Origin of the sequence: Sphingobacterium zeae (assembly GCF_030818895.1) — a bacterium.
Taxonomy (GTDB): domain Bacteria; phylum Bacteroidota; class Bacteroidia; order Sphingobacteriales; family Sphingobacteriaceae; genus Sphingobacterium; species Sphingobacterium zeae.
In genome coordinates, this window is record NZ_JAUTBA010000001.1 from 2580096 (window position 1) to 2599684 (window position 19589).

The 19589-nt window shown below is 40.1% G+C and carries 19 protein-coding genes and 1 pseudogene; 13 read left to right on the forward strand and 7 right to left on the reverse strand.

Annotated features, from left to right (window positions below; genetic code table 11):
• Positions 1 to 11 precede the first annotated feature (11 nt).
• From QE382_RS10730 to QE382_RS10745, 4 genes are all read right to left on the reverse strand, one after another.
• Positions 12 to 446 (reverse strand): hypothetical protein, encoded by a 435-nt coding sequence (locus QE382_RS10730; RefSeq protein ID WP_307185880.1) that lies wholly within the window; start codon positions 444 to 446, stop codon positions 12 to 14.
• A 2-nt stretch (positions 447 to 448) separates the two neighbouring features.
• Positions 449 to 787 carry a DUF4406 domain-containing protein gene (locus QE382_RS10735; protein WP_307185881.1) on the reverse strand — a complete coding sequence of 113 codons (339 nt, stop codon included), beginning with the start codon at positions 785 to 787 and terminating at the stop codon, positions 449 to 451.
• Positions 788 to 876: 89 nt separating this feature from the next.
• Positions 877 to 1332, reverse strand: coding sequence for a hypothetical protein (locus QE382_RS10740; RefSeq protein WP_307185882.1), 456 nt, complete (start codon positions 1330 to 1332; stop codon positions 877 to 879).
• An 11-nt stretch (positions 1333 to 1343) separates the two neighbouring features.
• Positions 1344 to 1598: a hypothetical protein gene (locus tag QE382_RS10745; protein WP_307185883.1), complete on the reverse strand. Its 255-nt coding sequence runs from the start codon at positions 1596 to 1598 to the stop codon at positions 1344 to 1346.
• A gap of 160 nt (positions 1599 to 1758) precedes the next feature.
• Between QE382_RS10745 and QE382_RS10750 the strand changes: the two genes are divergently transcribed.
• The 9 genes and pseudogenes from QE382_RS10750 to QE382_RS10790 all read left to right on the forward strand — a co-directional run bounded on the left by QE382_RS10750 (position 1759) and on the right by QE382_RS10790 (position 10139).
• Complete coding sequence (locus tag QE382_RS10750; protein ID WP_307185884.1) at positions 1759 to 2172, forward strand: hypothetical protein; 414 nt, start codon at positions 1759 to 1761, stop codon at positions 2170 to 2172.
• A 10-nt stretch (positions 2173 to 2182) separates the two neighbouring features.
• Entirely contained in the window at positions 2183 to 2728 is a 546-nt protein-coding gene (locus QE382_RS10755) for a DUF4468 domain-containing protein (RefSeq protein WP_307185885.1), read from the forward strand.
• Between the two features lie 22 nt (positions 2729 to 2750).
• Positions 2751 to 3131 (forward strand): hypothetical protein, encoded by a 381-nt coding sequence (locus QE382_RS10760; protein ID WP_307185886.1) that lies wholly within the window; start codon positions 2751 to 2753, stop codon positions 3129 to 3131.
• Between the two features lie 737 nt (positions 3132 to 3868).
• The gene (locus QE382_RS10765; protein WP_307185887.1) at positions 3869 to 5182 is read left to right on the forward strand and encodes a PDZ domain-containing protein; all 1314 of its coding nucleotides are present in this window, start codon (positions 3869 to 3871) and stop codon (positions 5180 to 5182) included.
• 357 nt (positions 5183 to 5539) lie between these two features.
• Positions 5540 to 5836 (forward strand): RtcB family protein, encoded by a 297-nt coding sequence (locus QE382_RS10770; RefSeq protein WP_307188021.1) that lies wholly within the window; start codon positions 5540 to 5542, stop codon positions 5834 to 5836.
• A 258-nt stretch (positions 5837 to 6094) separates the two neighbouring features.
• A pseudogene (locus QE382_RS10775) lies at positions 6095 to 6241 on the forward strand (peptide chain release factor family protein); the annotation flags it as partial.
• A 287-nt stretch (positions 6242 to 6528) separates the two neighbouring features.
• Positions 6529 to 7404 carry a methylisocitrate lyase gene (prpB, locus tag QE382_RS10780; RefSeq protein ID WP_307185889.1) on the forward strand — a complete coding sequence of 292 codons (876 nt, stop codon included), beginning with the start codon at positions 6529 to 6531 and terminating at the stop codon, positions 7402 to 7404.
• 9 nt (positions 7405 to 7413) lie between these two features.
• Complete coding sequence (prpC, locus tag QE382_RS10785; RefSeq protein ID WP_307185890.1) at positions 7414 to 8565, forward strand: bifunctional 2-methylcitrate synthase/citrate synthase; 1152 nt, start codon at positions 7414 to 7416, stop codon at positions 8563 to 8565.
• Positions 8566 to 8681: 116 nt separating this feature from the next.
• Positions 8682 to 10139, forward strand: coding sequence for a bifunctional 2-methylcitrate dehydratase/aconitate hydratase (locus tag QE382_RS10790; protein ID WP_294347190.1), 1458 nt, complete (start codon positions 8682 to 8684; stop codon positions 10137 to 10139).
• Positions 10140 to 10260: 121 nt separating this feature from the next.
• Here QE382_RS10790 and QE382_RS10795 read toward each other — a convergent pair whose 3' ends face one another.
• Positions 10261 to 12369, reverse strand: a complete 2109-nt coding sequence (locus QE382_RS10795) for a 3-hydroxyacyl-CoA dehydrogenase NAD-binding domain-containing protein (protein ID WP_307185891.1) — start codon at positions 12367 to 12369, stop codon at positions 10261 to 10263.
• A 23-nt stretch (positions 12370 to 12392) separates the two neighbouring features.
• Positions 12393 to 13577: an acyl-CoA dehydrogenase family protein gene (locus QE382_RS10800; protein ID WP_307185892.1), complete on the reverse strand. Its 1185-nt coding sequence runs from the start codon at positions 13575 to 13577 to the stop codon at positions 12393 to 12395.
• 320 nt (positions 13578 to 13897) lie between these two features.
• Between QE382_RS10800 and QE382_RS10805 the strand changes: the two genes are divergently transcribed.
• A complete protein-coding gene (locus QE382_RS10805; protein WP_307185893.1) occupies positions 13898 to 15076 on the forward strand; it encodes a thiolase family protein in 1179 nt (392 codons plus the stop codon).
• A 118-nt stretch (positions 15077 to 15194) separates the two neighbouring features.
• Here the strand turns inward: QE382_RS10805 and QE382_RS10810 are convergent, their stop codons facing one another.
• Complete coding sequence (locus QE382_RS10810; RefSeq protein ID WP_209574336.1) at positions 15195 to 15413, reverse strand: hypothetical protein; 219 nt, start codon at positions 15411 to 15413, stop codon at positions 15195 to 15197.
• Positions 15414 to 15676: 263 nt separating this feature from the next.
• Here QE382_RS10810 and QE382_RS10815 point away from each other — a divergent pair, with 263 nt between their 5' ends.
• From QE382_RS10815 to QE382_RS10825, 3 genes are all read left to right on the forward strand, one after another.
• On the forward strand, positions 15677 to 16411 hold the full coding sequence (locus tag QE382_RS10815) for a histidine kinase (RefSeq protein ID WP_307185894.1): 735 nt from the start codon (positions 15677 to 15679) through the stop codon (positions 16409 to 16411).
• On the forward strand, positions 16401 to 17123 hold the full coding sequence (locus QE382_RS10820) for a LytR/AlgR family response regulator transcription factor (RefSeq protein ID WP_294185069.1): 723 nt from the start codon (positions 16401 to 16403) through the stop codon (positions 17121 to 17123). Before QE382_RS10815 ends, QE382_RS10820 begins: the two co-directional genes overlap by 11 nt.
• A 176-nt stretch (positions 17124 to 17299) precedes the next feature.
• A complete protein-coding gene (locus QE382_RS10825; protein ID WP_307185895.1) occupies positions 17300 to 19567 on the forward strand; it encodes a cation:proton antiporter domain-containing protein in 2268 nt (755 codons plus the stop codon).
• Positions 19568 to 19589: the final 22 nt, after the last annotated feature.

Sequence of the window (19589 nt, forward strand, 5' to 3'; positions counted from 1 at the left end):
GTGATAGGTTTTTAAAAGTGAGTGTTAATGATTCGTGGTTTATTCAGATTCGGCCGTACATTTGCCTCGCTTTTTAGGATCAGGTCAAAATCAAAATCAACAACAACTCTTTTGAAATTGCTATCTCTAGCAACTTGTATATTGATAGATTCAGGTTTTGATTCTAATTCTTCCTTAATAGCTTCGGTGACACAACCTACTACCTGATCAGTAACTACTTTAGGCATAGTGCTTCGGCCTTGAGATAGCTCAGCTGAAGATATAAGGGTAAGAGATTTACTATTGAGATCAGAATAAGGAACCATCAATCTACCCTGGATATTTCTCTTAGATTCTTTACAGGCAAATTGAGTGTGCTTTCTCTGATTACCTTTTCGGAATATCATAATAATGGCAGTTAATGCTACGTTAAGTGCCATTGATGCGATGATAAGTAGTGTGGCCATCTTTACAGTTCGTTTGAATATTTCAACTTCAGATCATCAATTGACTCGAAAATGCCGAGCTTAAAAAGGACTGCTGCATCGCGTTCTACTTGCGCCCCATTGGAGTAAGCCCATCCATCCAGAAGCAGGATGTCGGTACACTCTGTCAATACTTGAAAGCCCTTTTTGTAGAACTTTGGATCAGACGGATCTGAGGATTTAATCCCGATACAAAACTCATGTGGATTGCGAACATCAAAACCTAAAGCGTTGAGCTCTTCTTGTGCAGCATAAAATGCTTGTCTATTTAAATCAGGCTGACCACTTACTGGCCCTGCGATATATACGATTGGTGTTTCCATTGTTGTAATTTTTTTTAGTCAATAGTTCAGAACCCTCCCGGCTAAATGGGAGGAATAGAGGCGAAAAGAACGAGGTACTTTAGCCTGCCTTACCTTGACACGGGTTTCCTATGAAATGGGATTTGATAATACTGGGTAGATGCTTCCGCACACCAGCGAATAATTGGATAAATGGTTCCTATAAAATATTCATAACAGGTCGATTGCTTGGACGGCTGAAGGAAAAACAATGCATTCTGCTTATCCGTTACCGCTTTGACAAACTTGGGCAACCGGCATTCGTGATTAGCCTTGAGCATTGCTCGGATCATCTGTATGGTGAACACTTCTTTTTTACCATAGCATTTCCGAATGATGAAAGCTTTCTCCCGTTGGTTGACAAATTTTGTCAACTTGTCCTGCATGTATTTCAAAGTTTGAATCTGCAGAACAGTTTGGACTGATAACGCGGGTACATTTGTCAATCTTTTTGATGGCATCCTTAAGTGACTTGGATACTGTACGACCAGGATCTGATCCTTTTCGTAGTAGATATGAGACAACATCGCAAAAAAAATTAATTATTTTTTGGGTTGAATTCTAGATCTAAATTTTCCTTTAGAACTGCGCGAATCTCTGCAATGATAATAGGATTATATTCACGTTTAAGCTTGGAAACTTCTTTAGTTATCAGAAGCTTAGTGTAATTGTGTCCCTGCTTTTTTAAACGTTCAAATACCACAGACTTGATACTGGCATTGCAATTTTTGTACAAGAATAGCACCTCTTCGGGCTCTAATTTGATTTGTGATTGTGTTGTTTTATTTGACATTGATAAATTTTATTATACCTTTGTCATACTTTTTAAGTGGTACATAAAATGTATGACAAAGAAAGTGAGTAAATAATAGCGAGAATGAGAGGTCCAATTCTAGTTCTCGCTATGTATTATAAATTTTATTACACAACAAATGTATCATATATTATGACAAGTGTCAAATAATATATTACATATTTTTATTTTTTTAATGCAAAGCCCTATAAACGAGAGGATTAATTTTTTAATAAATCATTATACGCAAGGAAATGTATCCTCATTCGCAGAGAAAGTGGGATTGACTAGACAATTGGTTAATCGTTTATTTCATCCAGATATATCATCAAATAAGTATCCTTCTCCTTCTTTAAACATGTTGACAAGCATTCTTAAAAATTTCCCTGAAGTTGATGCAAATTGGTTAATGATAGGAGTAGGAGAGCCATTTAAGTTGGTTCCAAGTACATTAGATAATAAATCAAACGTAGGCGATAAAGACTGGAAATCAATGTACTTCGAACTGCTTGATGAAAAAGATATATTAACTAAAAAATATATGACTCTACTTGAAAAAGTAGCAAACCCTTAAATTTTTTATTATGAAAAGAATCATATTATTGGCCTTTATGCTAATTGGCAGTAGGTTATTCGCTCAGGAATGGAAAGTTGTAGAATGGGAGGGGAAGCCTCAATCAGAAATTCGGTCGTCTCTTAAAGCTTGGGTTGCTGATTATTTTAAAAGCGCTAGGAATGTAATCCAGCTTGACGAAGTGGATCGAATTATAATAAAGGGTAATAATTCAATTAATGAAGTTTCGGAAACCAAATATGGATCAATCCCTGTTAATTACACAGTACACTTTACAATTGATTTTCAAATTAAAGATTCGAAGTATAGATATATTATAAAAGATATATCACTAAAGACCCCGCTAGTTTCTTTTACACCTGAATCTTTAAAATTAGCAAATGATGAAAGTCGCAAAACTGCTTTAAAATATAAAGGGAACTCTAGGCAAGCAATGGAATCCGGGGCAGATGCTGTTGATCGGGTATTAGATCAAAGCAATACATTTTTATCAAGCCTTGGTAGAGATATAGAAGCTATTCCTTCAAAGACAAAATCAGAAACTGAAACTTGGTAAAACCATATTTTATTCTAAAAAAATGAAAAAATTATTATTTGTTGCGGCGCTATGTTGCATATCTAAACTAGGAGTGTCACAGGAAAAAACTCAAGAGCTTAGTAAAACTATTGCTAAAGAGGAATATTGTATGGTATTAGCTAGTTCTAAACTTTTGAGTACTAAAGTTAATATTGCTGTTGACTTCGGGCAGGAGTGGTCTTTCTGGAAAGATAAAAGATCTTTAAAAGATGACAACGGTAAAAAACTCGAATTTGATAGCGTTATTGATGCTTTAAATTATATGTCTTCTCAAGGTTGGGAATTTGTTAATGCTTATGCGCTGACTACATCTGGGCAAAATGTCCTGCATTATGTAATGAAAAGAAATCTAACGCCCCCAGTTGAATCTGAAATTAAGTGATAACTTTTCTAAAATTTGTAGACAATCTGTAGACAAACACTGTAACTGTCTATATATCAAGATCAATAGTATTTCGGCTCCGGGTACGCAAAGCCTCTTTATTTTAGTAAAGAGGCTTTTTTGTTTTAGAGGTTTTTTTTCAATAAATCATCCCGGATCGTACTGAAAGTTTGGGGATAATCCCAATAAATGATCATGCGAATATGATCCCTTTTTTGTTACAGATCACAAATTCCCTAGCTTTTTTTTCTTTTAATTTTCAGCTACATCTGAAGGGGATCAAATGGCAACCATTTTAATGGTTACGTCACTGCTTATTCAGTGCTTGTTCAGTGATTGTTCAGTGCTTGCTCAGTGGCCATTGAATAAGCAGTGACTGATTACTGTCCATATATAAATCAATTAGTGTTTTTTGGTCCCTGTTGGTATTAGGTTGTATTCATTTTATTGTTTATCTTAGTGAATTTTAAATAGCTCAAAGCTAGCAGGGATTATGGGATCTGGTTTTATTCTCTTCAAGCTAGTTTTTTTTAGTTTTCTGCATCCACATTAGAACAGGTATACGATAGAATCTCGTCCGAAAGGAATTAAATGCATGCGCTGCGATAAATCAAAATGTCGTTTTGGTAAAAAAGTGACCAAAAAAGAAAAATGCTCAGGCAGTTTTTCGTCTTTTAGAAATCTTTTTTTTATATGAATTTTGTTGTTTAAATTGGAAATACCAAATGTAAACTTGAATGAAGGTGTTTTTTCTATCGCTGGGATTGTTCTGCTTTCTCCTCTCTCAGGGGCAAGTAGGCTTTGTGTTGAATGGAAAAAAGAAGGCTAAATTTTCTTTCCTCTTTGTACATAACTTGGTCATCATTCCTGTTTTAGTGAATGGTTATCCGATGAACTTTCTCTTGGATACAGGCGTAAAGGAAACCATGATTTTTGGCGAGACATTAAAATCAATCGACACCGCAGTTTTTGTCAACAAATTTCAGGGTTTAGGTCGTGAAGAGGGGCTGGATGGCTATCTATCAATTAATAACCATGTCGATATAGCGGGTGTATATCAAGATTTGAGCCATCCAATATACATTCTAAAAAATGCTCATATTGATATCTCTACTCGCATAGGAATAGAGGTAAATGGCATTATGGGAAGTCGTTTTTTTGAAAACCACATGATAGAAATTGATTTCCAAAAACATCGCATCACATTATTTCCTCAGACAAATCGGCCCAAGACGCTGGAGAAAATGCAATGTCTACCATTGGATATTGTAAATAGCCGCCCCTATATTTCAGTTGCTTTTAGACAGGATAATGCAGTGATCGATGGCCGGGTATTGATCGATATGGGAAATAGCGATGCTTTGATGCTCATTCCGTCGAAGTTAAACAATTTCGATATTAAACCTCCGTTTATCGACGATTATATAGGGCAAGGCTTTAATGGCGAGATTTACGGGAAGAGAAATCGAATACGGTCGCTCGAGCTTGGTCCGTTCACAATGAATTACCCACTTGTCGCCTATCCTGAGTTGAGCTCTTTACAACATGCGACATTTGTAAGTGAAAGAATAGGTTCACTTGGTAACGAATTGTTGCGTCGATTTAAGGTCATCTTAGACTATCCAAACAAAGCAATCTATCTTCGGAAGAATAAGGATTTTGATCGCTTTTATTATTTAAATATGAGTGGTCTTGAAATTATACATGATGGTATTCAATACGAGAGAGAAGAAATCCCTGTTGTCCTTCAAAAAGATGGTGGTACAGAGGTGAGAATGGGAAATAGCGTGCAATATCGCTTTGTACTTCGAAATATGTATAAGATTGCAACGGTGCGCGAGGGGTCACCTGCGGCAATCGCAGGACTACTCCCCGATGATAAAGTCATTAGGATCAGTGGTCGTCCCGCATCTTCATTTTCTTTGGAGTCTATTCATAATCTTTTTAAAACGGAAGAGGGTAAGGAAATGCATTTTCGTGTGATAAGGGGCGAGAACGCATTAGATTTTAAATTTGTGTTAAAAGATCCTCTTCCATTTAACGTAGATTAAATATTTGAAGTTTTCTTATTAGCTAAACTTACTTATATTTTCACTCCATAGTATTCTATTAACACTTTAAATACGAAGATATGTTGGTCGCTAGAAAGATAACACAGCAAGCTTTTGAGGTAAATGGATTTGCCGAAAGCATTTTTCGTGCTTTTTGTAAGATATAAGATATTCTTCGAGATGTAAGCGTATCCTGATAGATTCACTGATCACAAGGTATCGTAAGAAAGAAGAGAAAACAACTATTCTTCTTGAACTTACGGAGCTTTTAGAAGTTCCTGAGCGGTTTATGGGTCATAATACATGGGGCAAAGTCTCTGAAGGACTCGTTAAGCCTGTTGAGCTGCGTCTGCGATAATCCCCGGGTCGATGACAGCGCCAGGATTTATTGTGGAGGGGAAAGGAAACCCACTAAGTTTACAGTCTGCATCACATGGAGCTGGGCGCGTAATGTCGAGGTCAGCCTGTAAAAACAGTCTGACAAAAAGCGCGATGCTAAAAGACCTGGAGGCCCACGGGGTACATTTAATTGGCGGGGCGTTGGATGAATCACCGCGCGCTTACAAAGATATTCATCGGGTCATGAAATTACAGGCAGAACTGGTTTGTGTTCTCGGTACATTCAGTCCGAAGATCGTTCGTAAGGATAAATAATATGATGGAGGAAAAGTACGTGCAAGTAACCTCAGTACGAGGTACTAAGGAATGTAATTTGGCGGTTAAATTAGTTGCTAACCGCATTTCTTTTGAAGCTAGTAAAGTGGGGTAATAGTCGAAGGATTAGCAACAGAAGAAATTGATGGACTTCCTTGTTCGTCGACCTTCCGGCTGAGGGGGAATGATCTGGGACGATTGTTGCATAAAAGCAAAAATTGGTTTGTGGAAGTAAAACTCGATTCTCCTGTAGCAAAGGAAGAAGTCATGCATCTGAAAGATGTCTATTTTCAGGCCATGCGTAGCAGCGGAGCAGGAGGCCAACATGTCAATAAGGTCAGTTCAGCAGTCAGGGCAACGCATGTGCCTACTGGTATCAGTGTACACGTGATGGATACGAGATCGCATTTATAGACAAAGCCATGAATCCATGCGGTCATTTGGATTTAAATAGAAGCCTTGAACCTGATGTTCAGGGCTTCTTGAATTAGGTGAAGTGTTTTTTGTTTATAGCCGTATTTTCTTCTGTAAATAACCTTGCGTTTAGAAAATAATTTGTTTTATTGGTGTGGTAATGTGTATCTTTAAGAATAACGCTCTAAAGAGGAGTGTTCAGACTAGATAAACTTAAATAGTCGCTGTTGCCTGTAGCTAAAGGCGATTGCACGGCTTGGAATTTCAAATTCTATATTATGATAAAATCCCCAGGTTTCCTCTTTAGGGAAGCGATCAAGAACGAAAAACCGTTGCAAATTGTTGGGGCCATTAATGCTAATCATGCACTTTTGGCTGAGCAGGCGGGTTTTAATGCAATTTATCTTTCTGGTGGTGGTGTTGCTGCCGGTTCATTAGGAATTCCAGACCTTGGAATTACCACACTTCACGATGTTTTGATTGATGTAGATCGCATTACAAATGTATGTCATCTCCCTTTGATGGTGGATATTGATACCGGCTTTGGTCCGTCGGCCTTTAATGTTGCCCGAACGATAAAATCGTTAATTAAGGTGGGTGCAGCAGCAGTACATATGGAAGATCAGGTAGGAGCTAAACGTTGTGGACACCGACCGGGTAAGGAGCTAGTCTCTTGCGTTGAAATGGTCGACCGCCTAAAAGCAGCAGTGGATGCGCGAACGGATGATCATTTTGTCATTGGTGCGCGTACGGATGCACTCGCTTCGGAGGGTATTGAATTGGCTCTGGAACGCGCTGTTGCATATAAAGAGGCTGGAGCAGACTTTATTTTTGCTGAAGCAGTATACCATTTGGACCAATACGTTCGATTTAGTGCAGCAACTGGACTCCCTATTCTGGCGAATATCACGGAATTTGGACAGACACCGTTGTTTAATCTGGATGAACTGCGTCAGGCGGACGTTTCTATTGTTCTGTATCCACTTTCTGCCTTCCGTGCAGCCAACAAAGCGGCCACGGAGGTTTATCGTCACATTCGGCAAGATGGCGGACAGGCTAATATCGTGGACCACATGCAGACAAGAGAGGAGTTATACAGAAGTATCGATTATTATGCCTATGAAAATCGATTGGATCAATTGTTTAATAAATAATTTTATCAGATGGAAGAGACAAACGGTACAGGTTTTAAGCCTAAAAAAAGTGTAGCACTCTCTGGTGTGCCGGCAGGTAATACCGCTTTGAGTACTGTCGGGAAAAGCGGTAATGATTTGCACTATAGGGGGTATGATATCTTGGAGTTGGCGCATCAAGCCAGTTTTGAGGAGGTGGCCTACTTGCTTGTTTATGGAAGTTTACCAACTCAGGCGCAATTAACCAGTTATCAAAGTCAGATCTTAAGTCAGCGTGGGTTGCCGATTACTGTTCAGCACGTACTAAAGCAATTGCCATCTACTGCTCATGCCATGGACGTCTTGCGAACTTATGTATCATTTTTTGGAAGTGTTTCACCCGAAAAAGAAAGCCATCCGATTGCTGGGGCTCGGGATATTGCGACTCGTTTGATGTCGTCAATGGCTTCAGCACTGCTGTACTGGTACCATTTTAGCCAGCATGGGCGTGAAATTGAAGTTGAGACAGCTGATGCAACTTTAGGCGGCCATTTTCTGCATCTGCTACATGGAAAGGTACCCGCTGCGTCTTGGGTAAGAGCCATGCAAATTTCACTCAATTTATATGCAGAACATGAGTTTAATGCATCCACATTTACAGCGCGCGTCATTGCTGGGACCGGATCTGATATGTATTCCTGTATAGCCGGTGCGATCGGTGCGTTACGCGGGCCTAAGCATGGCGGGGCCAATGAGGTAGCTTTCGAAATACAGAGCCGTTATGCAAATGCTGATGAGGCGGAAGTGGATATCCGGAGACGATTGGCTAATAAGGAAGTTATTATTGGGTTTGGTCATCCCGTATATACAATCTCGGACCCGAGAAATGAAGTGATAAAACAAGTAGCAAAGGAGCTGTCGGAGGAAGCTGGAAACATGACCCTCTACCTGATCGCAGAACGATTGGAAAAGGTAATGTGGGAAGAAAAGAAAATGTTCCCTAATCTAGATTGGTACTCGGCAGTGTCCTATCATATCATGGGCATTCCGACAGAGATGTTTACTCCTTTATTTGTTCTCTCACGTATTACCGGATGGTCTGCGCATGTTTTCGAACAGCGTCAGGATGGAAAAATTATCCGGCCAAGTGCACATTACACGGGTCCTGACAATAGAGCTTTTGTGCCTATTTCTGAACGGTAAAGAGTGCTGGGGGCAGGAGGTCAAACCTCTAGCTAGCATGTAGCTATTAGGAAAATTAAGCGTAAGAGCGGATTTTAATCAATAAGTAAAACCACAGTCTTATACAAAATACACGAATGGGTTCAGCAATATCAAATGAAAGACCACAGCCAGATCAGGTTTTAGTGGACATTGTGGACTATGTCCTAAACGATCAAATTGGAGGGCAAGTCGCTTGGAATACAGCTTTTTATTGTTTTCTTGATACAGTCGGTTGCGGCTTGGAAGCATTAACATATCCCGCCTGTACCAAACTCTTAGGGCCTGTTGTTGCCGGTACCATTGTGCCAAACGGCGCACGGGTACCAGGTACAAATTTTCAGTTAGATCCCATACAGGCGGCATTCAATATCGGCACAATTATTCGATGGCTAGATTTTAATGATACCTGGCTCGCTGCAGAGTGGGGACATCCATCAGATAATCTGGGTGGTATTTTGGCCGTGGCAGATTGGTTGAGTCGAAGCAATATAGCTATCGGTCAAAAGCCGTTGAAGACTAAAGCCGTGCTGGAAGCAATGATTATGGCTCATGAGATACAAGGTGTTTTAGCACTTGAAAACTCTTTTAATAAGGTGGGGATAGACCATGTTATTTTGGTGAAGGTGGCTTCAACAGCTGTTGTAGGTAAGCTTCTTGGTCTAACAAGAGAAGAGCTTCTCAATGCGGTTTCGTTGGCTTTTGTTGACGGGCAAGCATTACGCACGTATCGACACGCACCAAATACAGGTAGCCGAAAATCCTGGGCTGCCGGAGATGCTACTTCGCGTGCTGTTCGGCTCGCATTAATCGCAAAAACTGGAGAAATGGGCTACCCCTCTGTTTTGACTGCGCCAACGTGGGGATTTTATGATGTATCTTTTCGAGGGAATCCATTTAAATTTCAACGGGAATATGGATCTTATGTAATGGAAAATATTCTTTTTAAAATCTCATTTCCTGCCGAATTTCATGCGCAGACTGCAGCTGAAGCTGCTATGCAACTTTATCAGCAACTGAAGGAATTTGGAAAGAGCAGTACGGATATCGCTCGAGTAACCATCCGCACGCATGAAGCCGCTATTCGTATTATTGATAAAAAGGGGCCTTTGCACAATCCAGCAGATCGAGATCATTGTATTCAATACATGGTGGCAATTCCGTTGATTTTTGGCCGGTTGACAGCTGACGACTATGAAAATCATATCGCTTCTGATCCAAGAGTCGATACGCTCCGCGATAAAATTTCCTGCGTTGAAGACGCGCGGTTCACTGCCGACTATCACGATCCTCATAAACGTGCAATATCAAATGGGTTGACAATTGAACTGATTGACGGTACAATATTGCCTGAATTAGTGGTTGAATACCCGATAGGTCATCCCAGACGTAGGGCAGAAGGTATTCCTAAGTTAATTGAAAAATACAAAACAAATCTTGCTCGTGTATTTTCGGAAAAGCAACAGCAAACCATTCTTGCTGCAACTCTGGACTACGATACTTTCCTTGAGCAGGATGTCTCGCATCTCATGGATTTATTTGTCCGCCAATGCTAGTGAAGTAGGGTGGCGTTAAATGTTACCCTACTTTTATTTTTTATCACCGCGCTACATCACTAAATCGAATATGCTATTTTAAGATCGTAATCGGTATGCTGTACCCCTGGGTGTTTTGATATCAGGGCCAGTTTGACTCGAAACCATGGTAAAATCTAAAATTCTTATCCGCCAGCTTTTTTAAAGATTCGGGGATGTCCCATTGATCGCCAAGGGGCTGAAATACCTGACATTCGGCCACGAAAAGCGGAAGCGTTGTGCGGTCGATGTGGCTAAATACCCCACCGGTATAAGAGGCATAACCTACGCCTAAAATAGCGCCGATGTCACCGTCGATGGGTTGATCGAGTATGCCTTCTTCGAGGCATCGATAACTATCCAATGCCATGACATGCAACAAACGCTTATGGATCGTCGCAGGCTTTACATTTTCCTTTGGAGATGCAATTTTGGGATTATTCCAAATCGTTTTGTTTTTGTTTTCATTTGTGTAATCGTAAAATCCTGCTCCCCATTTTTTTCCTTTTCTTCCCTGGTCGACTAGCATTCGCAGGTAGTTATATGCACGCTTTTGGCTGGCGTGCAGCCGCGGTAATTGATCATAAACATGTAACATCAGTTCCAATGAAATTTCATCCAATACTGCCAAGGGCCCCACTGCAAATCCTGCTGCCGCCGCTTCTTTTTCAATCAACTCCGGTGAGATACCCTCTAGAACCATGGTAATCCCTTCGAGTAAATAGTTGAAGAAAACGCGTGAGGTGAAGAAGCCAGGGCCATCATGTACGACTATTGGCACTTTATTGAGGCACAAAGCTGTAGTAAGTGCTTTTTCCAACGTTTTTTGCGCCGTTTGCTTACCGCAGATGATTTCGACAAGGGGCATGCGATCTACCGGAGAGAAGAAATGCATACCTATAAAATTCTCGGGATTGTTGGATGCTTTTGCAAGCTCCGTAATGGGCAATGATGTGGTATTTGTGGCGAAGAAACCATCTTGGTGCAAATAGGGTAAACTTTCTTGTGTTACTTGTGCTTTAAGATGGAAATCTTCAAATACCGCTTCGATAACACAATCAGATCCATCAAGATCTGCCACTTGATCGGTAGGTTTGATACGAGCAAGTAATTGTTGTTGTTGTGAGGACGTGATGCCACCGAAAGCGAATAGTTTTTCGCAAATCCGATTGGAATAGCCTTTGCCCCGTTCAGCATGGTCGAGTGTAACATCTTTTAAAATCACCTCAATTCCCGCTCGTGCAGCTTCAAAAGCTATACCAGATCCCATCATACCGGCACCCAATATGCCAATCTTTTTTAGGTCGTAGTCGTTAATATGTGTGATCTTCGTGGATGATTTGGCTGATTTTACGCCATAATGGAGTGTGCGGACCATACTTAGTGTCTCGGGGAGATTGAAGACTTCCACGTACAGCGTTGCTTCCTTCGCGGCGATTTCAAGAGGGCTGGATGAAGAGTTTGCTGTTAATAACTCAATGACAGCATTTATGCCGGGATATAAGCCATGTGCCTTTTTTTGAATATTGAAAACTGCATCGGCTGTTATTTCGTCGGTATGCCGACTCCCTTGCTTATCCAAACACTCAGGTCTATGGCGGATTGAGGTTTTGGCTAATGATAAGCAGTCATCCGAGCGATACGTTAATTCGTCCACCAATCCCATTTGATGAGCTTCCTCACTACTTAAGAGTTTGTTTTGGGTCAGCAAGCGGAGTGCATCGTCGGCGCCAATCAATGGTGGTAAATAGACGGTTGTACCAAAAGCTGTAAATAGCCCGTATTTAGCTTCCGGGAATCCTAATGCTATTTTTCTTGGTGCGATTCGATAGCTAGACCATAGCATAGTTGCTAATGCTATAGCTGAACAATTACCGGTAAAGATGGAAACAATCGGTATATGAAACGTCTTCCAGCGCAATACCTTTGAAAGAAGCTTGAATAAGTCCGATGAAGTTGCACGGTTCATTGAAAATTGCTCAAATAACTGAATATAGTCAATTTTTTCATCTGGAATAGGACAAGTATACACCACCCCTTTGATTTCTTTGGTTTCGAGAACAAGCGTGACCAGATCAACAAATTGCGTGAGATAACCTACAATGTCCAGCTGCTCGGCTATCGTTGAGATAGGGGTTATTGTAATGATAAAATGATCATCCTGTTCTACCCAAAAGAGGGGATGTGTAAGATAAGATTTTTTCTCCTGCATAATACGTGACAATAGGTGTTGCGTTACTTCGACGATTGATTCGAACTTTTGGATGGATAGGTTACATGATCTATCGTCATTTTGGCGATGATTTCGAGCATGATTTCTGATGTGCCGCCAATAATAGTTCCTACACGCACATCGCGATATAACCGGGCGATTTTATAATCTTCTGTAAATCCATAGCCACCAAATAATTGAAGACATTGATTTACAACACTCAGCGCAAGCTCACTCGCTTGTAGTTTAGCTATCGAGCATTCCTGGACGGCATATTCCTGCTGATTTTGCAGGTCACAACAATGGTAAATAAAAGCCTTCGTCGTAGCTATATTCGCTTTCATCTGCGCGAGGCGATGCCGGATAGTTTGAAATTCCTGAATTTTCTTCCCAAAGGCTTCACGTTGTGCAACATAGTCAAGTGTATACTGAAATGCAGACTCTGCCGTAGCAAGACTATGGATAGCTGCAGTTAGTCGTTCCAATTGGAGTCCATCCATTAAGTAGCGGAATCCTTCTCCTTCTTTACCAATGAGGTGCGAAATAGGGACACGAACGTTGTTAAATGCTAATTCAGCTGTATCAGAGGCATGCCAGCCAAGTTTTTTGATTTTGCTTGACGAAACGCCAGTTGCATTTCGGTCGATAAGTAGCAAGCTGATACCTTTTGTACCCTGTTTAGGAGATGTCTTGACAGCCGTAATAAAGAAATCACCACAATACCCATTCGTGATAAAAGTTTTAGACCCGTTGACAATGTAAAAATCTCCATCGCGTACGGCTGTTGTCTTGATTTGCTTTACATCAGAACCGGCTCCGGGTTCTGTTATAGCCACAGCACTCACCATATCACCTGCAATAACGGGCTGAAGATAATGCGCTTTTAGATCTTCTGAACCATATTTGAGTAAATATGGAGCGGACATAAACTGAATAACAAGTGCAGAAATGGTAAATCCTCCAGAAAAGCAAGCGGATAATTCTTCACAAAGGATTAAGGAATAATAGAAATCCAGGTCTACACCACCGTAAGCTTCTGGCACGTTTAGTCCCATAAGCCCCATATCACCCATTTTTTGCCAAATATTCCGATCTATTTCACCTCTATTTTCCCAGTCGTCGATGTAAGGTGTAATTTCTTTTTGAATAAATGCGCGAAGTGTATCGCGAAAAATATGATGTTCGGCTGTGAACCTGACTGTCTGCATAATCGTTTATTTTCCTTATTGGTTATTTCTGAAATACGAGCGTGTTTACGTATCTGTTCTTTCGGGATATTAGCTATACTAATTTAATGAAAAGCTTTGGCTTTTTACAAATATTTATTCTTTATTTTTCGTTCAATAGTTTAAGTAGGGAAGTTTTTCAAATGTTTTTTTGCTATTTATTCTGTTTTGATGTGTAAAAATAAAACGGAGTTGTTGTGCTGTATCTGTTAAATTTTTTATCTTTAAACATCAGGAAGGTGGCCTGCTTATCATCAGGAAAGCCATCTGATTTTAGCAAAACAATTATAAACTTTTATAAGATGTCAAAAAGAGTATTTATCGTTGCTGCGAAACGTACGCCGATTGGAAGTTTTGGTGGTGCATTATCGACCCTATCGGCACCAGAGCTTGCAGCTCACGCTGTTCGTTCTGTTGTTAAAGAAGCCGGCGTTGCTAGCGATTTGGTTGAGGAAATCATAATGGGTTCAGTTTTGCAAGCAGACTTGGGGCAAGCGCCGGCGAGGCAGGTGGCGAAGTTTGCTGGTCTTTCGGATCATACGGTTGCAACAACCATTAATAAGGTATGTGCGAGCGGTATGAAGGCAATAGCCGCTGCTGCGCAGGCTATTTTTTTAGGCGACGCCGATATTATAATTGCGGGCGGGATGGAGAGTATGAGTAGAGTGCCTTATTATGCTAATTCCATGCGTTGGGGTGCTAAGTTTGGTACGCAGCGTCTGAGTGATGGTTTACAGCGTGACGGCTTGAGTGACGCCTATTCAAATGAAGCTATGGGCTGCTTCGCCGAGCTATGTGCCGAAAAATATCACATAAGTCGTGAAGAGCAGGATAGTTATGCCATCCGCTCTTATAAACGCAGTCTCGATGCCTGGCAGAAAGATAAGTTTTTAAAGGAGGTTCAATCTGTAACAATACAAGGTCGTAAAGGGGACACGGTAGTTTCGGAGGACGAAGAATTTTCCCAGGTCAATTTTGATAAAATACCCGAACTTAAACCAGCCTTCAAAAAGGAGGGGACTGTAACTGCAGCAAACGCATCAACCATCAGTGACGGAGCGGCGGCTGTCCTTTTGGTGTCTGGCGAAAAAATGGAAGAACTTGGACTTCATCCAATTGCAGAAATTGTCGCTTATGCTGATGCGGAACAGGCTCCAGAATGGTTTACAACGGCTCCAAGCGTGGCTACCGAGAAAGTGCTGAAAAAAGCTGGATTGACACGCCAAGATATTGATTACTTTGAATTTAATGAAGCTTTTTCCGTTGTGGCTTTGGTAAATGCACAAATTTTGGATTTGCCAATGGACAAAGTCAACGTGTATGGAGGAGCTGTCTCTTTAGGTCATCCATTAGGTTGTTCGGGAGCAAGAATCGTGGTTACATTAAATAGTATTTTAAGACAAGAGGGAGGCTCATTGGGGCTTGCGGCAATCTGTAATGGTGGCGGTGGCGCATCTGCCATGATAATCAGAAGAACTTAATTCTTCTTCCAGATCAGATTATTGTACTTACCTGGAAGAAGCTCTATTCATTTATCCTATTGTTGATCATTCATAGCTTTCAAGAGAATTGTTCTATTGGCGACAGCATAGATTGATTCTACTCTTCATATAAGCGGTTTGCCTCGACTCCGTGAAGGGCTAGTTCTGATTCGATTTCCGTAGGGTTGAGTCGGATACCTTCTATGGTTAATAGATTATAAATAGAATCCAAGTCGATTTTCCATTCGTGGATGCCATTCAATTTTTCAATAGCGTCTTTGATTTTGTCTACAAGACTGGGATGTTGAGCATTAGTTTCGAAAATGAGCTTTTCCATAGTGTTCCATATTAGGCCCGATAAAAAATCAGGCGTGTTTAACCAAAATAGTATAGACAATCATTTGATCGGCTAATTACGATAGTATCAATATACGCATAATAATGTTAAATTAATGGTTTAAAATGATTAAATTGTAATGAAGCTGTTAATTTTTGTAATAAATATGAGAATAAAAGGGCTGTGTTTCGATACTTGAATACATGACTTTTTTAATACACTATTTTTATGGGTACTGAAATTTTGGTAAGTTTGGATTAATAATGACTATTGAAATCTCTTATATCATCATCTTATCACTGCTCGCTATTGTTGTAGTACTATGGCTCTTATATTTTGTTTTGAGAAAGAAATATAGGAAGTTGCTGCTAGAGAACACGCGCCAAAAGGAGCTTTTTAATCGCATGGATAACCAAAAAATCGAGCATTTTCACCGCGCACAGTTAAATCCTCATTTGCTAAAAAATTCGTTGAACGGAATGCTCTCTCATGCTTATCAGACCTATTATACCATGGACAAATTGGCCATGGTATTGGATTATGTATTGTATGAGAGCGAAGATGAACTCGTTTCTCCTAAAGCCGAGATTGAATTTGCGCGCAATCTCATTGAGATTAACAAAGTGAAACTGAGCCCGTTATTTGATATACGTGTTAGGTTTGACATTGATGAGGTAAATAGTTCGATGTTGAATACACCGTCGTTGATTCCTTTGGTGTCTGTTGATTTAATTGAAAATGCGTTTAAGCATGCTGATTTTCACGGTTCTGATTCATTTATTTCCATCGTATTAATATTTAGGAATGGTTGGCTGGACCTTATGGTGAGCAATAGAATATCAAAACGCTCCCCTTTGCAAAAGTCAAAAAGTGGAATTGGTAGCAAAACTTTGGAGGAGCGCCTGATGTTGTATTATCCAAGTAGGCATCAGCTGCGCAGATTTGTAGAAAATGATGTGTATAATGCCCACCTTCAAATCAAATTATATGCGGAGTGAAAGAAACCTAAAATGTATTCTTTTGGATGATGAAATACCAAGTTTGAGATTCTTAAAAATGCTCTGTGAGCAAATTCCTGGTTTGGAGGTAGTCAAAACTTTTAATGATCCGGCTATACTATTGAGAGAATATGGTACGTTAAGTTTTGATTTTTGTATTCTGGATATTGAAATGCCAGGGTTCAATGGATTTGATGTCGCTAGGGAGCTGAAAGACTTTCCAATTGTTTTTTCTACCGCATATAAACAATATGCGAGTGATGCATACGATATCAACGCAGTAGATTACATGCGTAAACCAATATCATTGCAACGTCTTCAGCAAGCTATTATGAAGGTAGCGCAAATAATCGACAATCAGCCCGAAATAGTATCTTTTGGACAGTTCAATACCAATAAAGGAAAAACGATCTTGTATTTCGACCAGATCAACTATGTTCAGATCGCTGAGGTGGACAGCCGCGATAAAAAAGTCTATTTGGCAGATGGTTCGATCATTTTATTGAAAAATATAAGTTTTGATAAGTTGCTGGAGATTTTGCCTGTTCAGGACTTTATACGCATTAATAAAAAAGAGCTGATTGCGGCCAAGATCGTTAAATTTTTCTCTGCGGATGAAATTACAAGCAACCTGCTGGATCCACAAGCTATGCCCATTCTTTTCAATTTAGGCGAATCGTACAAGAGAATGTTTTTCGAGAAATTCAGCTGATTACAAAATTCCGTTGTTTCATTACATATTTTCTTAAACTGCGTTAGCGAAAAGCATTAAAACTCTCCGAGAATTATATTTTTGTTGTGACCGCATCTAAAAAGTACCGTGTTTGGTGCCTATCAGCCGGGATTTGGTATGCTGTTATAAGGATGTTTATTTAATTGCTATGGAAGATGAGAAAATATAGAAACACGATTTTCTATGTGGTTTTGATCGGTACATTACTCGCTGTAATGTATTGGGTTATTCGTATGGGAACACAGCTAGAATCTCCCGAACTTCTTCGGGGAGAAAAAACAAATAATGGCGCTTGGAAGGATTTTATAACCACGTTATGCGATAGTCTGCAGCATCCATTGGCGATATTGTTGGCTCAAATTGTAACGATTATTATCGCGGCGCGTATCATGGGCTGGATTTGTATTAAGATTAAACAGCCCGTCGTTATAGGCGAGATGCTCGCAGGGATTATATTGGGACCTTCGTTATTAGGTATTTATTTCCCAGCATTCTCACATATGCTATTTCCAATAGAATCGCTGAGTAATTTACAGTTTTTAAGTCAAATCGGACTGATCTTATTTATGTTTATCATTGGTATGGAGTTAGATTTGAATGTGCTACGGAATAAAGCGCACGACGCTGTGGTCATTTCTCATGCTAGTATTGTGATTCCATTTACCTTGGGCATCTCATTGGCTTATTTTTTATATCTGTTCCATCCGCCGAAAAATGTAGAGTTTTTATCCTATAGCTTGTTTATTGGTATTTCAATGAGTATCACCGCATTTCCTGTTCTTGCTCGAATTATACAAGAGCGGGGTTTGCAGAAAAGTAAGTTAGGTGCAATGGCGATTACCTGCGCTGCGGCAGATGATATTACAGCTTGGTGTATTCTGGCTGTGGTAATTGCCATTGTAAAGGCAGGTGATTTTGCCAGTGCCTTGTATACAATCGGCTTGGCTATTGGTTATTTGTTCGTTATGATCAAAATCATTAGACCATTTTTAAAGCGCGTAGGAGAGGTGAAGGGAAGTAAAGAGGCTTTAAGTAAACCTGTTGTAGCGATTTTCTTTATCGTGTTGTTGTTATCTTCTTATGCGACCGAAGTGATCGGTATCCACGCACTTTTTGGCGCATTTATGGCGGGCGCCATTATGCCTGAAGGAAGTCGATTTCGAACAGCATTTATTGAAAAAATCGAAGATGTAGCGACCTTGTTGCTATTACCATTATTCTTCGTCTATACAGGGCTGCGCACACAGATCGGTTTGCTTAATGACCCTAATTTGTGGATGATCACCGTTGGTATTATTTTGGTAGCGGTGATTGGTAAATTTATGGGGAGTACATTAGCCGCACGTTTTGTCGGTCAAAGTTGGAAAGATAGCTTAAGTATTGGTGCATTAATGAACACGCGGGGTCTGATGGAGCTTATTGTACTCAATATTGGATATGATCTTGGTGTGTTAAGTGCAGAATTATTTTCGATGATGGTCGTTATGGCCTTAGTAACCACGTTTATGACAGGACCATCCTTAGATCTGATCAATTTTCTTTATAGACCCCGAAAAACGCTCATGCGGGAAGATCTGCAGGATAAATCAAAATTTAAGATTCTATTGTCTTTTGCAAAAAGTAATACTGGGATTTCACTTTTATATCTTGCTAATGCTATAACATTGAAATCAAAAAAAAATGCTGAAATTACGGCGCTGCATATTGAACCTTCCAATGAGTTACATCACTATGAAGTTGAAACCCAAGAGTTAGATAGTTTTCGTGAAATAAAGCAGGTTGCTCAGCAACTTGATCAACCGATTAAGACCGTATTTAAGATTTCGAGTGATATTGATAGTGGAATTGTTCAGACGTCCAATGAAGGCGATCATGATCTGCTCCTCTTGGGTGTAAGCGAATCTATTTATGAGGGTAGTTTATTGGGAAGGTTTTTAGACTTTACGACGCGAATTATAAACCCCGAGAAGTTATTCCATACAGTTACAAATGCCGAATCACCCTTTACAACATTTGACAGAAATCAACAGATCAATGCTAAAGTGAGTGCCATGGTGGGCGTTTTGATTGACAAAAACTTTGTGAAAGCAAGGCGAGTGACCGTTCCTATTGTCTTGGAGAATGATGAATTTCTCTACGAAATGATACAGCGCTTTATCCATCATTCAGATGCTCAAGTTATTGTTTGGGACGCAAATCAAGTCTTGAGAACCAATGCGGGTTTTAAAGAGAAACTTCGGCAATTGGAACAACTTGTACCAAATCATCTGACAATAACTGAAAAAGGGTTAGACAGTGATACCTGGCAGGAGCAAGACCTCATGTTGATCAGCTTGCCCAGCTGGAACAAGATGATCAATAAGAAAGTACATTGGCTTTCCGCTACGCCATCCACGTTGTTGATGGCTGACCGTAAACCCTAAAAAAGTAGCCTTAAACAAAAAG

What these genes read in the sequence shown, in the direction of transcription:
- QE382_RS10730 (WP_307185880.1), bottom strand. Translation starts at nt 446, where the DNA reads ATGGCCACACTACTTATCATCGCATCAATGGCACTTAACGTAGCATTA.
- QE382_RS10735 (WP_307185881.1), bottom strand. Translation starts at nt 787, where the DNA reads ATGGAAACACCAATCGTATATATCGCAGGGCCAGTAAGTGGTCAGCCT.
- QE382_RS10740 (WP_307185882.1), bottom strand. Translation starts at nt 1,332, where the DNA reads ATGTTGTCTCATATCTACTACGAAAAGGATCAGATCCTGGTCGTACAG.
- QE382_RS10745 (WP_307185883.1), bottom strand. Translation starts at nt 1,598, where the DNA reads ATGTCAAATAAAACAACACAATCACAAATCAAATTAGAGCCCGAAGAG.
- QE382_RS10755 (WP_307185885.1), top strand. Translation starts at nt 2,183, where the DNA reads ATGAAAAGAATCATATTATTGGCCTTTATGCTAATTGGCAGTAGGTTA.
- QE382_RS10760 (WP_307185886.1), top strand. Translation starts at nt 2,751, where the DNA reads ATGAAAAAATTATTATTTGTTGCGGCGCTATGTTGCATATCTAAACTA.
- QE382_RS10765 (WP_307185887.1), top strand. Translation starts at nt 3,869, where the DNA reads ATGAAGGTGTTTTTTCTATCGCTGGGATTGTTCTGCTTTCTCCTCTCT.
- prpB (WP_307185889.1), top strand. Translation starts at nt 6,529, where the DNA reads ATGATAAAATCCCCAGGTTTCCTCTTTAGGGAAGCGATCAAGAACGAA.
- prpC (WP_307185890.1), top strand. Translation starts at nt 7,414, where the DNA reads ATGGAAGAGACAAACGGTACAGGTTTTAAGCCTAAAAAAAGTGTAGCA.
- QE382_RS10790 (WP_294347190.1), top strand. Translation starts at nt 8,682, where the DNA reads ATGGGTTCAGCAATATCAAATGAAAGACCACAGCCAGATCAGGTTTTA.
- QE382_RS10795 (WP_307185891.1), bottom strand. Translation starts at nt 12,369, where the DNA reads ATGCAGGAGAAAAAATCTTATCTTACACATCCCCTCTTTTGGGTAGAA.
- QE382_RS10800 (WP_307185892.1), bottom strand. Translation starts at nt 13,577, where the DNA reads ATGCAGACAGTCAGGTTCACAGCCGAACATCATATTTTTCGCGATACA.
- QE382_RS10805 (WP_307185893.1), top strand. Translation starts at nt 13,898, where the DNA reads ATGTCAAAAAGAGTATTTATCGTTGCTGCGAAACGTACGCCGATTGGA.
- QE382_RS10810 (WP_209574336.1), bottom strand. Translation starts at nt 15,413, where the DNA reads ATGGAAAAGCTCATTTTCGAAACTAATGCTCAACATCCCAGTCTTGTA.
- QE382_RS10815 (WP_307185894.1), top strand. Translation starts at nt 15,677, where the DNA reads ATGACTATTGAAATCTCTTATATCATCATCTTATCACTGCTCGCTATT.
- QE382_RS10820 (WP_294185069.1), top strand. Translation starts at nt 16,401, where the DNA reads ATGCGGAGTGAAAGAAACCTAAAATGTATTCTTTTGGATGATGAAATA.
- QE382_RS10825 (WP_307185895.1), top strand. Translation starts at nt 17,300, where the DNA reads ATGAGAAAATATAGAAACACGATTTTCTATGTGGTTTTGATCGGTACA.